Source organism: Novipirellula herctigrandis (assembly GCA_007859835.1).
GTDB classification, from domain to species: Bacteria; Planctomycetota; Planctomycetia; order Pirellulales; family Pirellulaceae; genus Novipirellula_A; species Novipirellula_A herctigrandis.
In genome coordinates, this window is record SJPJ01000001.1 from 798,600 (window position 1) to 814,890 (window position 16,291).

Annotated in this window: 10 protein-coding genes; 9 read left to right on the forward strand and 1 reads right to left on the reverse strand. The window is 52.7% G+C overall.

The window, feature by feature from the left end:
• Window positions 1–158: 158 nt before the first annotated feature.
• Entirely contained in the window at window positions 159–1,982 is a 1,824-nt protein-coding gene (locus tag CA13_RS02655) for a chloride channel protein (protein WP_146394475.1), read from the reverse strand.
• A gap of 380 nt (window positions 1,983–2,362) precedes the next feature.
• Between CA13_RS02655 and CA13_RS02660 the strand changes: the two genes are divergently transcribed.
• The 9 genes from CA13_RS02660 (at window position 2,363) to CA13_RS02700 (ending at window position 16,289) form a co-directional block, all read left to right on the forward strand.
• Window positions 2,363–3,247 carry a sugar phosphate isomerase/epimerase family protein gene (locus CA13_RS02660; RefSeq protein WP_419193855.1) on the forward strand — a complete coding sequence of 295 codons (885 nt, stop codon included), beginning with the start codon at window positions 2,363–2,365 and terminating at the stop codon, window positions 3,245–3,247.
• Between the two features lie 59 nt (window positions 3,248–3,306).
• Window positions 3,307–4,077, forward strand: coding sequence for a class I SAM-dependent methyltransferase (locus CA13_RS02665; protein WP_146394477.1), 771 nt, complete (start codon window positions 3,307–3,309; stop codon window positions 4,075–4,077).
• A 531-nt stretch (window positions 4,078–4,608) separates the two neighbouring features.
• Window positions 4,609–6,168: an exopolysaccharide biosynthesis polyprenyl glycosylphosphotransferase gene (locus CA13_RS02670; protein ID WP_419193856.1), complete on the forward strand. Its 1,560-nt coding sequence runs from the start codon at window positions 4,609–4,611 to the stop codon at window positions 6,166–6,168.
• 172 nt (window positions 6,169–6,340) lie between these two features.
• Window positions 6,341–9,052, forward strand: a complete 2,712-nt coding sequence (locus CA13_RS02675) for an O-antigen ligase family protein (RefSeq protein WP_146394479.1) — start codon at window positions 6,341–6,343, stop codon at window positions 9,050–9,052.
• Between the two features lie 286 nt (window positions 9,053–9,338).
• Complete coding sequence (locus tag CA13_RS02680; RefSeq protein ID WP_146394480.1) at window positions 9,339–11,720, forward strand: polysaccharide biosynthesis tyrosine autokinase; 2,382 nt, start codon at window positions 9,339–9,341, stop codon at window positions 11,718–11,720.
• A 59-nt stretch (window positions 11,721–11,779) separates the two neighbouring features.
• A complete protein-coding gene (locus tag CA13_RS02685; RefSeq protein ID WP_419193857.1) occupies window positions 11,780–12,925 on the forward strand; it encodes a glycosyltransferase in 1,146 nt (381 codons plus the stop codon).
• A complete protein-coding gene (locus CA13_RS02690) occupies window positions 12,922–13,920 on the forward strand; it encodes a glycosyltransferase family 4 protein (protein WP_146394482.1) in 999 nt (332 codons plus the stop codon). Before CA13_RS02685 ends, CA13_RS02690 begins: the two co-directional genes overlap by 4 nt.
• 57 nt (window positions 13,921–13,977) lie before the next feature.
• Window positions 13,978–15,180: a hypothetical protein gene (locus CA13_RS02695; protein WP_146394483.1), complete on the forward strand. Its 1,203-nt coding sequence runs from the start codon at window positions 13,978–13,980 to the stop codon at window positions 15,178–15,180.
• A gap of 17 nt (window positions 15,181–15,197) precedes the next feature.
• Entirely contained in the window at window positions 15,198–16,289 is a 1,092-nt protein-coding gene (locus CA13_RS02700; RefSeq protein ID WP_146394484.1) for a GumK N-terminal domain-containing glycosyltransferase, read from the forward strand.
• Window positions 16,290–16,291 lie beyond the last annotated feature (2 nt).

Sequence of the window (16,291 nt, forward strand, 5' to 3'; positions counted from 1 at the left end):
CCGTCACACTAAAACAGACGTGCGACTACACAACAGGCCCGCGATACAGCAAACGGCAGTTGCGTTGCCAGCTCAATGTTGCCAGCTCAATGTTGCCAGCTCAATGTTGCCAGCTCACGGAGATTCTCGGCAAACGCCGTCGGATCAAGAAACGGTGACTATTCCGCAGCGGCTTCTTTGTGTTCCATCAACCGTTGGTTATAAGCCGCAATCACTTCTTTACGCCGGACCATCCCGAGCAATTTCTTCTTGTTCTTCGGGTCAATCACTGGCAACTCGTCCACATTCATCGACGTAAACCGCTTGAGCGCCGTGTTCAAATCGTCGTCAGGCGCAACGCTGGTGAATTCGGTCACCATCACGTCTCGCGCGACCGCCAATTCCCAAAGCGTATCGTCGTACAAATAGGATCGCACGTCGTTGTCCGTGAAGATCCCAACGATTTCGCCAGCATCGTCAATGACGGGGAAATAGTGTTGATGATTGCGAGCCAACCGGTGCACAATATCATCGAGTTTCATTCCCTCGTGGATCAGCATTAACTTTCGGTCGCTGCGGAATACGTCCCGGACCATTAACCCTTCGAGCACGTCGATGATAAAATCGCCTCGATGCGCCTTGGAATCCATTCGCGTCGGAACTTGCTTTTTATAGAGAGTCCAACGCTGGCTCGTCACAAACGTTAACGTCGTTACTAACATCGTCGGGACCAGCAACCCAAAGTCGCCGGTCATCGCGCGCACCATGATAATCGTCGACACTGGCGCTCGAGCGACTCCTGCGAAGAACCCAGCCATACCCACCACAGCGAATGCTTCGGGCTCCGTGACGACGGACGGCCAAATTTGTTGGAACGCTAAACCGACCGCTGCCCCGACACATCCACCAATCACCATCGATGGACCAAAAACACCGCCCGATCCGCCCGAGCTAATCGTCAGCGAAGTCGTGGCGATTTTTGCGAATGCGACCGTTAATAGTAACGGAATTCCTAGTTCCGTCGCCGAAGTCAGTGCCGTTTGCAGGGTCCCGTAGCCAGTTCCCAAGGTTGCCAGGACTCGCATATCGCCACCGAACAGATGCAGCAGCCCCATTGCCAACAATCCGGCCAAACCGGCCCCAATCGCTGGGCGAAAATGGGGCAAAATCGGCACCTTTTTGAACACATCATGGGTACCGTAAAAGATTCGGACATAGATCATTCCGACAACCGTTAGCACGGCCGCCAAAACAGCGTAGGGAATCAATTCGATCGGAGAACTAAATGGGTGGTCAAGCGTGTCGCCAAAAAGGGGCATGAATCGAGTTTCCACCGGCAGCGATTGCGTAAAAACACTGTAGGCGACAATCGATGCAGTCGCCGCCGGAACGATCACGTCAGCCTCAAGGTCCGCTTCGCTGTAAAGAATTTCGCCCGCAAAAACGGCACCTGCCAAGGGGGCCCGAAAAATCGCACCGACGCCCGCTCCCATTCCGGCGGCAAGCATGATTCGGCGATCTCGATGCGAAAGCTTCAACACCGTCGCCAACCACGATCCAAACCCAGCACCAATTTGAGCGATCGGTCCTTCGCGACCGCCACTGCCGCCGGTGCCAAGTGTGATAGCGGACGCAATCGTTTTGATGAATGGAATGCGACCTCGAATGACGCCTCGCTTGTTGTGAAACGCGTCAATTGCAGCGTCCGTCCCGTGACCTTCTGCTTCGGGAGCAAACATGTAAATGAGAGTCCCTGAAATCAATCCGCCAATCATCATGATCAAAACGACCATCCACGGCACCATGGTCCCAGTGGTATGCTCGAAAATACTGTGTTCGCCTTGTGCCTCCGGAGGCGTATAGCCCGCGAACTGGGTCAACGAATAATGGACGACGATCTGGCCCAATAGTTGGAAAATGATCGCCCCGAGCCCCGCGACGATGCCGACAACCGACGCGAGTACAATCCATTTCCCCGACGTGCGAAGGTCGAAGGAATCCATTACGGTGCGAAAAGTGGTCAAGATAACGCGAACGGAAAAGAGACAGCTACCGTGGCAGCGGGGCAAACGTTGATTCAGTACTGAACCATAACGATTGGCGCAGAAATGGACAACGGCGCAAGTTTTGCATCAGGCATTTGATGCAGAAATAGTGTGGTTTGAACCGTTCGAATCGAGGGCCATCTGGTGGTGAACTATCATGTAGGATAACCTTTCAACACCGATGAGATTATCCTGCCCTGCGCCCTTAGCGCCCTCTTGAGCGTTGAAGGCATTGGGGTGAAGGCATTGGGGTGAAGGCATAGTAGGCGATGTGCCTCAGCCCGCTAGATAGCATCGCAATCGGTCCCACCACCTTTCTATATAGGAACTCCCACCCAATGAAAAACACCCCTGACGTCCAATTGCTCAACCGCCGCAGTGTATTGAAAGCATCCGTCGGCAGTGCCGCTGCATTAACCCTGGCGAGCCGTTTCGGTTTTGCAGCCGACGCTGCTGCGAAACAACCGGGCATCGCTCTTCAGCTCTATTCGATTCGCGATGATTGTGCGAAGGATTTCGACGCCGCATTAGCATGGTGTGCCGAAGTCGGTTTTGACGCTGTCGAATTCGCCGGATACCACAACTACTCTGGCAAAGCAGCTTCGCTGAAAAATCGCCTGGATCAATTAGGTCTAAAGGTCGCAGCAACTCATATCGGCACCGGCACACTCCAAGGTGACGAACTCACCAAAACGATTGACTTTCACCAAACGATTGGTTGCAAGTATTTGATTGTCCCAGGTGACGGCCGCTTTTCAAACAAAGAAAAGAGCCGAGAGCTTGCGGAGATCTTTAATGGTGCTGCGGAAAAATTGGCCCCAGCCGGGATGAAGTGCGGCTATCACAACCACACGCACGAATTTAAGAAAGATGGCGACAAGACCTTCTGGGAATTGTTTGCCGAACGTACCAGCGACCTTGTGGTTTTACAGCAAGACGTCGGTTGGACCACGGCGGCTCGCGTTGATCCCGTGAAAATGATCCGTCAATTTCCTGGGCGAAGCCAAGTGATTCACTGCAAACCCACCGTCGTCGATGGGCAAGGCAAAGCGATCCTCGGTCAAGATTCGGTTAAATGGGAACCGATCTTCCAAGCATGCATGGATGTCGGCGAAACCGAATGGTACACGGTTGAACAAGAATCTTACCCCGATGGCAAATCGCCCATGGAATGCACTGCGTTGTCCCTCGCCGGGATCAAAAAGATCCTCGGCCGAAGCTAACAAGTTCACTTGTGCTGAACTTGGTTTCCGTATACCAGTGACGTTATGGAGAAACAGTGATGGAACAGGAAAACATCAAGAACTACTGGTATGCGGATTTATTCGATCGCTACGATGACTATTTGGAATCGTTGATCGAATCGATTCAACCAAGGACAGTTTGTGATATCGGAGGTGGCCGCAACCCACAACTCGGTCTCGACTATGTCCAAAAACATCAACTCGATTACTCTGTCTTAGATATCGCTCAGCAGGAACTTGATAACGCCCCGCCCGAATACAAAAAAATTTGTGCAGACGTCGGTTCGCGGGAGTTTGAAATCGACGAAACCTTCGATTTTGTGTTCTCGCGAATGGTTGCAGAACACATCCAAGACGGGGAGCAATTCCACCGCAATATTTTTGACATGCTGAAACCGGGTGGAGTCGCCTACCATTTTTTTCCCACTCTCTATTCCGTGCCGTTTACAGTCAATCGTTTGATTCCCGAATGGCTATCGGACCCCATTTTGAACTTGGTTGCGCCTCGTCATGACATGGTCCAATTTGGCAAGTTCCCCGCCTATTACAGCTGGACTCGTGGCCCCACCCATCGCCAACTAGCTCGATTCGACAGCGTGGGTTTCGAAGTGATCCGCTATGCAGCCGGCTTCGGACACAACTACTACAAACGCTTGCCCCTCGTCCGTACCGCTGGACAATCACTTGGTCGGTTTTTGTTGAAGCATCCCAATTATTGGTTTTGCAGTTTTGTATTTACTGTGCTGCGTCGACCTGATCCGCAAAATCCAAACCACAACGCGGATAGCCGCGCACTCCCTTGGCCCTAGAGCCTCATCCAGCTTTGATTTTCCGGGTAGCGGAAGTCGTCAAGCGTTTCGATCTGCGCCGTGAATCCCTGCGAATCGCCCTGAATCCCTGCGAATCGCCCTGAATCCCTGAGAGTCTTAAAAGTTTCGCTATCGAGCCACCCCTAGAATTCCATTTGGACAATGCTCTCGTGCGGTTCCTTGTCTTTAGTGCGATCGGTTGTCTCTGTCTCGAGTGCGATCGGTTGTCTCTAACCTGCCATCCGATCACAAGGGAACGCAGCGCACCGCCACCCCTCTCTTTGTTGCGATCGCCACTCCACCATCGCCCTGTTCTCAAAAGCCCCAAAACAACGGTTTTTCGGGGATTGACGGTTAAAACGTTTAATTATGCTAGTGCCCAGCATTGCTAGCCTTTCTTTCTAAGTTCGCATGAGAACGCGACGGCTTCGCGCCGAAACCAATCAGGATCAAGTCCTTTGAAAGATGCGTCTGCGATTGTCTCCGAACGGAATTGGAGGAACATTTTGTCCGGAGAACGGTAGTCCTGTGATGAACCCCACACATCAAATCGATGCACCTGAATTATTCTTCAGTAGTTCCGCATCCTCCGCTGCGCTCACGGCGGTAACGGATAGTTTGCCAGCCGCTTCGTCGGTCGACAGTATTATTGCCGAGCATACTGGTGTTCGGCCAAGTCGGCGACTTTCGCTCGACTATACATCACAATTGTTGATGACGGCGCTGCCGATCCTGATAGTGGATCTATTGATCAGTGTGGCGAGTCTATTAGTTGCCTCGTTTTTGGTTTACAACGCAACCGGTCACTCGGTTCCGCATACGCTGTGGAAGCAAATTCCACCGTTATTGGTACTGCAGACATTTTTCCTGACGCTGCATCAAATGTATCCCGGCATTGGCGGCGGCCACGTCTTTGAGCTTCGTGGCTTGGTTCGCTCAACGTTCTGCAGTTTCGTGGTGCTTGCCTCGCTCAACGCATGGCTTGGTAAATTGCCACAAGCGGAATTTGCCACCTTTGTCGTCGGATCAATATTCATATGCACTCTGTTGCCGACGGCACGTTGGCTTAGCCGCCGACTGTTGTCCAAATCGACGTGGTGGGGCTTGCGAGTGTTGGTCCTTGGCGAACGTTTATCCGCACTTCAAACTTGCCAAGAACTGAACGAAAACCTCAACTGGGGATTCCGCCCGGTTGGCTACGGTTGCGAGTCGAATGGCGAGAAAGACAAATGGGGTCCAGACGAGCTTTATACAGGTCCGATTGCCGACGGGATTGAAACGGCGATCAAGAATCATGCCCCCGTCATTGTGATCGCGTCGGGCGATTCGGATCGTTCCAAAGATATCGAGCGTTTGGCATTTCAATGTCCTGCGATCGTCAGCTTCCGCTCACTCAAATCTCCGCTTCTTTGCAACAACGCCTTTCAAAGCCCTTGCACATTTGCGACCCATTTCAATTCTCCGTTAATGCGAATCGTGCCACGGACGTTCAAGCGACTGTCCGATTTAGCGATTTGTATTCCGACGATCATCCTTCTGGCGCCGGTTGGCCTTTTGATCGCCTTTTTGATTCGCCGTGCCGATCCGGGACCTGTCTTCTTTGGACATAAACGGATTGGACAACATGGTCGCGTGTTCCGTGCTTGGAAATTTCGCTCAATGGTGGTCAACGCCGAAGGGGTGCTTCAGCAATACCTAACCGATCACCCGGAACTAAGAGCAGAATGGGAAGCCGATCAGAAATTGCGCAATGACCCGCGAGTGATCCCGGGGATCGGCGGATTTTTGCGAAAGTGGAGTTTGGATGAGTTTCCGCAAATGTGGAACATTTTGGTTGGTGAGATGAGCTTGGTGGGTCCCCGACCGATCATCGAGAACGAAATCGCAAAATACTCAGAAAACTACTTTGCCTATTCGCATATGTCGCCAGGCTTGACCGGGCTTTGGCAAGTCTCGGGCCGAAACGATACTACGTACGACGAACGAGTGACGTTGGACGGGTTTTATGCAAAAAACTGGACTCCCTGGCTCGACCTGTTGATCATCTTGAAGACTCCCGCAGCCGTTTTTGGAAGCCGCGGTGCGTATTAGGGCCGAAAATCGGTCGACTTCACGCGGCTCGGGCGAATTCACGGTTTGGGCGACTTCAAAGTAGCGGGCAATTCCTCCCAAACAGGCGAAGCTCTGGATTTTTGGCATCGAATTGTGTTATGGGTGGATTCTTGACATCCTTCCGCCATCCATCGTTTCGATAGCATCGACCGTGAAACCGCAACGTACCAAAGCAGCCGTCTCGGTGCCCACACCACAGAACCACAGGGACCTTTTCGCACTCGCGGTCGTCCGGGCGATCGTGTTGGTAAGTCTTATCTACGGGGCTTGGCACTATGGCGGCGTCCACGCGGTCGCGCTACAACGTCTCAGTTGGCTCTCCGTAATAGGTTTGATCGCGGCGTTGGGAGTGACCGAAACATGGTCTCGGCGATCAAACCTGATGCCGAAAGTGTTCCTCTTTCTGTTGGCCGGTTGGCTCGCCTACGGATGGATTCAATTCGCGCCCACACCATCGGTATTGGAACCTTGGTTCGATCGCGCCGACCAACAAACCGCACATTTCCTTGAATCCATTGATTCGATCGGCAAGGCTGCGAAAAACCTCGACGAAGTTGCGGCATCTCGAATCCAATCGCTTGAAAACACTCAAACGAATCGTGGCTCGGTGGTTGCTACGTTAACTCAACACGCACTCGTCCCCTACCAAATCGCGATGGCTTTGGCTGTGTTGGCGGCGATTGGTTTTCGCACTGACAATTCAAAAAGATGGCTGTTGTGGACCATCATTCTCAATGGCACAGCGATTGCCGTTTGGGGGATCGTTCAGCGCGCAGGAAATGGTTCGGAAATCTTGCCAGGCATAGAAAACCACTTTGATGGAAATCCCTTCGGAAGCTTTATCTACAAGAACGCCGGTGCCGCAGCATTACTTCCGGCAATCGTCAGTCTGGTGATCTTATCTCTCGTTAATCGGCCGAAGCAATCCGATGGAACGTATCGTCAAACACGTACGGCAGGTCGGTCCGTGTGGACCAAACAGATGCGGACGATGATGACGATGATCCAAATTTTGCTTGGCGGCATTTTGGTCACCGGATTGATTGCCTCGCTGTCGCGAGCGGCATGGGCAGCCCTCCTAGTCGCAATGATTGCCATCAGTTTTCGTTTGGGCGTTTCCATCAAAGACCGACGCATATGGGTTGTCCTATTGGGGCTAGTCGGACTCCTGATCGCCGTCTCGCTGACGACCGGAATCTCCGACACATTGCAGACGCGCGCCGGCCAGGTCAATTTGAAAAATGTCAGTGCAGATGAAAGATGGGAACAATGGCGAGATGGCTTCGACGCTGCGCTAGCAAATTTGCCCAGTGGCAGCGGGTTGGGAACGTATGGTTACGCGAGCTTGCCGTTTCAAAGTAAAGCAAGACGCAGTTGGTTCCGCGAGGCGCACAACCAATACCTCGAAGTTTTTGAGGAAATGGGCTTGGTCGGTATCAGTATCATCATCGCAGGAATGCTATGGTTTTCGATCATTTCCTACCGGTTATCCAAGACAAAACCAGCGAAGGGATTTCGTGGCGAAACCTCGAACACCACAAACCTGAAAATGTGGGGCATCATCGGCATCGCGATTCTGGTTTGCGGCAGTGTGCAAAGCATCGTGGACTTTGTTTTAAAAATCCCCGCAAATCTGATCCTTTATAGCGTCATGATTTCGGTCGTCGCTGTCAGTCGGCAAGCGGCACTTGAATCGATGTCACCAAAACTAACCGTCGCGGAGGGCACACGACTTCGCAAGTTCGGAATGCTCGCCGGATTTCCGTTGCCCTGGGTTTTGGTTGGTATCGTCATGGCAATCGTAGGCATCTCTTTGTCGGGAAAAAAGATACGGGGCGACGCTTGTTTGGCTTCCATCGTAAGGGATGATTCCTCCGACGTCGTATCGCTTGAGCAACTAGACAATCAACTTGTGATCGTTGATCGTGCGATAGCCGAAGCCCCACTTCGAGTTGACCTATACGCCGCGCGTGCTCGGGTGGATTTGCTCCGCTATCGCAAAGGCCTGGTCCAAGTCGCCGCGAACCAAGGTGTCGCGATCAAGCTTGCCAATACAGAAATGGGTGCCATACACCCGTTGCTGATGTCACAGTCGCCCGCGAATCGCGAATTGTTGCGTGACGAATTTCTGACCGATCAAATCCTTCGCGAATCGCTGGCGGCGGTTTTGGTTGATCTGCATGGCGCACTTCGGCTGAATCCTTATCATCCGCATACTCATTTACGGCTTGCCATGATCGCGCCACTGGCCGGCTTTTCGACCTCTCCATGGCTGCAAAACTCGGTGGCACTTGGAAACAATAGCCCGGATATCTTGTTCGACAATGGCTTGGTCGCTTACTACGGCAACGACACCGAGACCATGATCGACCAATGGTCGAAGGCCTTGTCGATCAGTCACGAGCGATTGCAAACCATTTTGGATGTGTCGAGCGAACGAGCCTCATTGGTGACGGTTGTCGAACGCTTGGTGCCCGCGACTCGCCCCGACCAGATTATCGACTTGATTAAGAAACGCGGCGAAGATTCCATTGCACTGTCGGGTGATTCCGAAGTCGCTGAGGTTCGCGACTACCTCGATTCGAGTGATCGCTTCGATGAAGTCCGGCGACACGTGACTCTCGCCGGATTGAACGATCTTCTCGACCAGCCCGACGCAGCTGCCGAGCATTGGAAAAAGGCCCTTCGACTCAGCCCGCTCGATGTGCACATTCGACTCTCCCTTGCGCAAAGTCTGCTAGCAGGCGGGCACCCCAACGAAGCTCTCGACCAAGCCGTTCTTGGGCAGCGGCTTTTTCCAGATGAAACTCGATTCAAGAACAAGGCCGACGCGATCCGCCGCGAGATCCGATCGAGGAATTGAGGAATTCCCCCGGCTAAGTTACCGGATCCACATGCGCGTAATGTGCTACTTGAATGGGATACACCAATGAGCCATGGTGTTATCTTTCGGGGATTTAGCGCGAAATGGAGCGATAGAACCCGACTATTTGGCAGAATCTTCAGAGTCGTACTTTTGGTCGCGAGCCAATCTAGCAGAGACGATAAATCAGAACGGGGGGAAAGCTAGAGGTGCAGCTTTCCTTTCCCAGCACGGACTGCTACTTCCATTTGCGCCGATTCCTCTGTCTTCCTGCTAGGCCACTCGTATGGACTCTCCCACTACTGAATCGGCGAGCAAAGCTCCGGTCATCGAGATCAATCTGCTAGGCATGTTGCGGCGGCGATGGCCGTTGATCGTCTTCGGCATCCTCGTCGGCGTCTCCCTAGCAGCGTTCTACTATGCCGCGACGACAAGAATGTACGAATCCAAAATCGAAATCCTGGTAGGTCAACGTAGCAGTGAAGTGACCAGCAGCGGAACGCTTAGCGGTGCGGCCGCAAGTGGGGACTCCATCCAAGACGATCAATTAGCAACGCACATGCGTCTGTTCGTCAGTCGGCGACTGCTTTCCGATGCCATTAAGGACGGCAAACTTGCAGAACTGGAGTCATTCAAGAACGCGGCAAAGGAAGGTCGCGGCGGAATCGATCACATCTTGCAACACATTGAGGTAATCCGCGGTGGCGAAGGCTCTTCGCGTGATGCGATGGTGCTCCGTGCGGCGTACCGAGACAGCAGCCCCGAGGATGCGGCATTGGTACTCAGTACGATCTACGACAGCTATCGCGACTACGTCGAATCGCATGGCCATGACAGCACCGAGCAAGCGGTCGAACTGATCCAGCAAGCACGACAAACTCACGAGGAAGAATTGGCAGCCGCAGATATAGCCTACCGGGAATTTGTCAAATCCGTTCCCGTCCTGATCGAAGGCGATAGCGTCCAAGACATTCACAAAGAGCGTCTTGCCAATTTAGAAAAGGAACTACATCTCGTCACCAACTCGCTGGCCGAGTCCCGTTCACGACTCGAAGTCATCGCGACATACTTAGCCGACCGCAATGGCCAAGAAATCAACAACATCGATCACTTGGCTCTACTAAGCCACAACGAGGTCGAGCGACTGAAGTTGTTCTTGGACATGACCCGCGGTGAAACTCAATCAGAAGCATTTCAAGCAGAACAACCGATTCGGCAAGAAGTTGCGAAGGCCCAATATAACCGTTTGCTCGATTTGATCCAGAAAGAACAATCACTTGCGGACGCGTTCGGCCCGGGACATCCATTGGTCGAGGCGGCTCGCCAAGAGGCCGAGATCACGCGGCAATTTATTGCAAAAAATGCTCCAACCAATGCCAAAGTCGCAACCAAGAAACTCGACCCTGCCGAGATGCTCAAAACTTACACTTCGCTATTGCAGAACGACATCTCGGAATTGGAAAAACGCAAAGAGATCTTGCTGGCCGATTCAGAGGTCGAGATGCGAATGGCAAAGCAGGTCGAAGGCGATTTTATGAAGGGCGCGTCGCTTCGTGCACGACACTCACGAGCCCAAATGCGATACGACGAAGTGATTCGCAGGCTTCAAGAATTGAATCTATCGCGATCCTACGCTGGGTTTTCGACCGACTTGTTGGCCAGCCCCGAAGTCTCTCGGGGTGCAGCGTGGCCAAAATTGCCGATCATCTGTGCGTTGGGATTGTTCCTAGGGGCGATGCTCGGTTTAGCATTGGCCATCACAACGGAGTTGCTCGATTCAACCTTCAGTGACGTTCATGATTTAGAACGTACCCTTGGTGCTCCGGCAATCGCACATGTTCCACGTTTCAATACACGTGATCTAAAGAGCAAGACGCGCAGCGGTTCGTTGATTCAACCATCATTGGTAACATTCCACGCGCCGCGGAGTGCGGAATCGGAAGTTTACCGTGTGGCTAGAACAAGCTTGATGGTTGCGAATCGGAAAACGAATGTTCGGACGATGATGATGACCAGCCCCCAGCCGGGCGATGGGAAATCGACGACCATTTCGAACCTTGCCGTTTCGTTCGCCCGCGCGGGCAAGAAGGTATTGTTGATCGATGCCGATATGCGTCGCCCCGTGATCGCAGGATTGTTTGGTGTTCAACGCGAACCCGGTTTGTCCGATGTCTTGTCGGGTACGATTTCGGCTCGCGAATCGATTCAAAACACCGAGGTGTCCAATTTGGATCTCATTCCCAATGGCCGCCCCACCGCCGACCCTTCAGAGCTACTTGAATCGGATCGGTTCGGCGCGATGGTCGCCGAACTGACTCAGCGTTACGACTTGGTTTTGATCGACGCACCACCTTTGTTGGCCGTTGCTGACCCAGCGATCATCGCACCATTGGTCGACGCGGTTGTCTTGACCGTCCGAGTCAACAAACATGCACGCGGGCCTGTCGAGCAAGCGTCGAAGATCCTGCAAGACCAGGGGCTCGCCCCCGCTGCGATTGTCGTCAACGGCGTCGACCAAAGTTCCAAGAGCTATGGCTACGGCAGCTACTCGGCCGGTAAGTACGCCTATGTGGGCGACTACCATAGCCAATATGAAGCAACGGACATTGAATCGACGATTCCGCAACGTTCGCCAAGGATTCTAGCGGCCGAACGTTCGGTTGGCTAATGCAGCGGCGTAGGAGGACAGGATCTCATTGGAAAACGCAGGGAAGGACAACGCGGTCGATGAAAGTCGCTTTAGCACACCATTGGTTAACGAACTATCGCGGAGGCGAACGCGTTCTCCAGCAGATCGGCGAGTTGCATCCTCAGTGTGATGTCTACACGCTCGTCCATGATCCTGCGGCCGCGATCCCCGGGATTGAAGGTCGACGCATTCACACGACTTTTCTTCAATCAATCCCTAGAGCGCACAAACTGTATCGCCATCTCCTTCCACTCCACCCTTGGGCGATTAGCAAATTGAAGGTCGCCGATAACATCGACGTCTTGCTAAGCACCGACGCGGCGATGATCAAAGGCGTTGCAGCACCAAATGTATCGAAACACATTTGCTATTGTCACTCGCCCCCGCGATACCTTTGGGAGATGTCCGGCGAATACAAAAAGACATCTTTCGCCGCCCGAATGGCACTCGATCGATTCGCGCCTCGGCTACGCGATTGGGACTACCAAGCCGCCCAGTCGGTCACCGATTTTATCGCAAACTCCAAATTCGTTGCGGATCGCATCGAGCGATACTACGACCGATCATCAACAGTGATATATCCGCCAGTCGCGGTTCATGAATTCCGTCACGATTGTCCGCGAGAATCGTACTTTCTTGTCGTTTCCGAATTGGTCTCGTACAAACGGATTGATATTGCCGTCGATGCGTTCAATCGACTCGGTATTCCGCTCGTTATCATCGGTGATGGTCCCGAACGATCGCGGCTCGAAGCGATAGCCAAGCCAAACATCCAATTCATGGGGCGGCAACCGTTCTCGGAGTTGAAAGCCAAATTGCAGGTTGCGCGAGGTTTCGTCTTTCCGGGGATTGAAGATTTTGGGATCACGCCTGTTGAAGCTCAGGCGGCCGGATGTCCGGTGATCGCCTATCGCGCGGGCGGCGTGCTGGAAACGGTGTTGGATCACAAAACCGGTGTCTTTTTTGATGATCAAAACGGTGAATCGCTTGCAGCGGCCGTACAAGCATTTGACGGTGACGCCATTAGCGCCGACGATTGTGCGGCGAACGCTAGCCAATTTTCGGAAGCACGATTCCGAAGTGAATACCAAGCGTTTGTGAATCAAGCCGTTGGGGTCCAATCGCCGCAAAACGGGAAAATGGAAGAACTGGTTTTGTCGCAAAATGACAGGACCGAACGATGACCGGGATGTATTACGACGCAAGGTGGTGTGCCCCACACGGTATCGGCCGATTTGCAACCGAAGTCCGCAATCGTCTCAGCGGATGGGATGATTTGCCATTGGACGGATCGCCGACCAGCCCGAGCGATTCGTGGCGATTAGCAAAATGCTTGAAGCAAAACAAAGCATCGATCTATTTTTCGCCTGGCTACAACGTCCCCCTCTACGCGTCATGTCCCGTGGTTGCGACCGTTCACGATTTGATTCATTTGCACTGTGCCGATGAAACGTCGATCGCCAAGCGAGCCTACTATCGCTATGTGCAACGACCGATGATCCGGCGATCCCCAGTGACGTTGACGGTATCGGAGTTTAGTCGCCAAGAGATCATCGATTGGTATGACATCGCTGAATCACAAGTGGTCGTGGTGGGCAATGGCGTTTCGGAGGAATTCAAGCCGGACGAAATAGCGTTGCCATCGAAAAGGCCGTATTTCTATTTCGTTGGAAACACCAAACCGCACAAAAATGTCGAGTCGTTAGTGAAAGCGTTCGCGATCGTCGCGGAGAAGTATGGCGACGTGGAATTGAAATTGGTCGCAAAGCCAAGCGATGCGATCCGTCGACTCGTTGCATTGACTCCGGTGAAAGATCGAATCGAATGGATTCGCGGAGCCAGTGACGTGAAGCTCGCTGAGCAATATCGGGGAGCGGTCGCGACGGTGTTGCCAAGCTTTTTCGAAGGATTCGGGTTACCACTTGTCGAAGCGATGGCGTGCGGTTGCCCTGTAATTGCATCGGATCGAACATCGATTCCCGAAGTGGTCGGCGACGCAGGCATCCTGTTCGATCCCAACAACATCGACCACATTGCCGATTGCATGATTCGCGTGCTAGACGATTCCGAACTTCGCGCCGCAATGAAACAAAAAGGTCTCCAACAGGCTGCGAAATTCCGTTGGTCCCAGGTGGGCGAACGCGTCAGACGAGCCCTTCAAAGCGTCGCTGCGTCATAGAAACTGTCGTTATCCATTGCAACTTTTCCCACGATCCGTCCATTTTACGAATCTCCGATGCGGTCTTTAGAAACTAAACGCCATATTTCGTTCCTTCGCATGCTAACGCTCCCTCATGTCGGAGTGTTGGTTGGGGTAGTACTTAGCTTCGGCGTGTGGATGTTGCCCGCCGTCAGCACGGCGGGTAAAGGTTTTGTTGCGGCCCCCACATCGTTTTACGAAACCAGTTTGACGCTGTTGGCCTATGGTGCGATCGTCGCGTCTTGCGCCGTCGGGTATTTCTTGGGCATTCCACTTGGGCGACGACTGCCTGTTTCCCGCGTGCAGGAACGTGCTGGCCTTGAGATGACGGGTGTTTGGACGGCGTGGATCGCACTTGCAACCTTAGGGGTTGGTCTCGCGATGCTGAAAATCGTCGGTGCTTTGGGGGTCGGAGGTTGCATTCAGGCAATCACATCGTTCAACGCGAACGGGCTAAAGAAGGTTCTGTATGAGGACTATAGTTTGGGCCTCTTATCGCTTCGCTATGTTGCAATCTTGGTCGGCGGGATCGCGATTTTTCGTTATTTAGCGTTTCGCGAAGTTTCCATGCGAACGATTGTTTCGCTTTGCTTAACTCTTGCGATTGCAATGATCTCGAGTCGGCTGTCACTAATTTGGGCTGTCGTGATCGGTGGGTGTACGTACCTCCTTGCCCCTTCGAGCATCGAGAAGCGCAAGATTAGCCTGGCAGAAGTAGCTGTCTGGGGAGGCATTTTCATGTTTGTTATTGGCGCGTTAACGATTTCACGGACGTATGGCTACTATCAAAAGCGTGGCGCCGAGACGTTTGTTGCAGCAGCGTCGGGCGAGTTCAATCGATACCTTGCGGCCCCGTTCCAAGGAAGTATCGAAGCCGTCAACAGTCCAAGCACCAGTGGTCGGATGCCTGACACCGCGGGCATCGACAACGGCTTGACGACAAACTCGGCACTCATGGAAGTTGCCGTGTGGGCAGGGAAATGGAACGTGGTCGCTTTGTCCGTCATTCTCTTTTTGAGTGGTGTGGCTTGCGGGATGCTGCATTATTTCCGAGGGACCTATGTGATCGTGATGTATGGTGTGTTTCAGTGTTGCAATCTCGAGGTTTGGCGAATCGTGATGTTTGACAAAGGGATCACCCTTACGCTACTTTTCGTCGCATTGGCGGTCCCTTTCACATTGACCTTCCTCAGGTTGCCTGCCATCCAGATCCCGACGCTCAAGTTGCGACTACGTTAGAATCGAAAAGAAATTTTATGCCTGAACATAAACGGGTCGTTTTCATTACGGGACATTACCTCGGTTCGGATCGGAAAGCGGGTTTCCACTGGATGGCCGATGCTTGCCATCGTCGCGGCGACGAAGTGCTGTTTTTAACAACGTCCCTTTCGCAATTGTCGCGTTTAAAAAACCATTATCTGTTCCGCTATCCTGTCTTATCCGAGCGGAACCGTATGATCGAGAAAGAGAAAGGGCTTTGGAGCTATGTCTGGTTTCCGCCCTTCCATCCAGTGAACTTTCGCTCGTCGTTTGTCAACCGGATACTCGCTCCGATTCTGCGTCAATACCCGCGGTTTTCGCTCGGTGAGTGCGAAAGGTATGTCCAAGGTGCGGATGTTATCGTCTTTGAAAGCGTGCCGGCGATCACCCTTTTTGAAAAGATCAAAAAGCTCAATCCCAACGCAAAGTTCGTTTACCGAGTGTCCGATGATCTGGCATTCATGAAGAACCACCCGATCGTGGTCGATGCGGAAACGAATGTCGCACCTCAGTTCGACTTGGTCAGCGTGCCCTATCAATCGTTTCTCAAGAAATTCCCTGGTTCAAACGCGGTTCATCATCTTCACGGTATACGGAAGGAACTGTTTGACAGGTGTACCGAGTCACCATACAAGGACGGCGGCACAAACGCCGTGTTTGTCGGACTCAACTTTTTTGACTATGAGTTTCTTTCCATTGCGGCATCCCTGCGGCCTAACTGGAACTTTCATATCATTGGGATTCCCAAAAAGCTTGAATCAAAGAACATTCGCTGGCATGGAGAATTGCCGTTTGACCAAACCATTCCCTATATTAAATTCGCCGACGTTGGCCTCTTGAATCTTGTGGACATTCCCGGATCCGAATACTTCACCGACACGCTGAAAACGATCCAGTATAGCTATTGCCGGCTTCCCATTCTTGCGCCCAAGATGTTGCGATCCGATCGAAACAACTTGTTCTTATATGAACCGAATCAGCCAGACAGCATCGAGCAAGCACTGCAAAAAGCAGAAGCAGCGGATCGATCCACTTTTTGCGATGAGAAGATCCTGTCGTGGGACGAACTGGTGCAAAAAATCGTGTAAGC

Coding starts and splice junctions, on each gene's coding strand:
- CA13_RS02695 (WP_146394483.1), top strand. CDS start 13,978: ATGCGGTCTTTAGAAACTAAACGCCATATTTCGTTCCTTCGCATGCTA.
- CA13_RS02655 (WP_146394475.1), bottom strand. CDS start 1,982: ATGGATTCCTTCGACCTTCGCACGTCGGGGAAATGGATTGTACTCGCG.
- CA13_RS02660 (WP_419193855.1), top strand. CDS start 2,363: ATGAAAAACACCCCTGACGTCCAATTGCTCAACCGCCGCAGTGTATTG.
- CA13_RS02700 (WP_146394484.1), top strand. CDS start 15,198: ATGCCTGAACATAAACGGGTCGTTTTCATTACGGGACATTACCTCGGT.
- CA13_RS02685 (WP_419193857.1), top strand. CDS start 11,780: ATGAAAGTCGCTTTAGCACACCATTGGTTAACGAACTATCGCGGAGGC.
- CA13_RS02665 (WP_146394477.1), top strand. CDS start 3,307: ATGGAACAGGAAAACATCAAGAACTACTGGTATGCGGATTTATTCGAT.
- CA13_RS02690 (WP_146394482.1), top strand. CDS start 12,922: ATGACCGGGATGTATTACGACGCAAGGTGGTGTGCCCCACACGGTATC.
- CA13_RS02670 (WP_419193856.1), top strand. CDS start 4,609: ATGAACCCCACACATCAAATCGATGCACCTGAATTATTCTTCAGTAGT.
- CA13_RS02680 (WP_146394480.1), top strand. CDS start 9,339: ATGGACTCTCCCACTACTGAATCGGCGAGCAAAGCTCCGGTCATCGAG.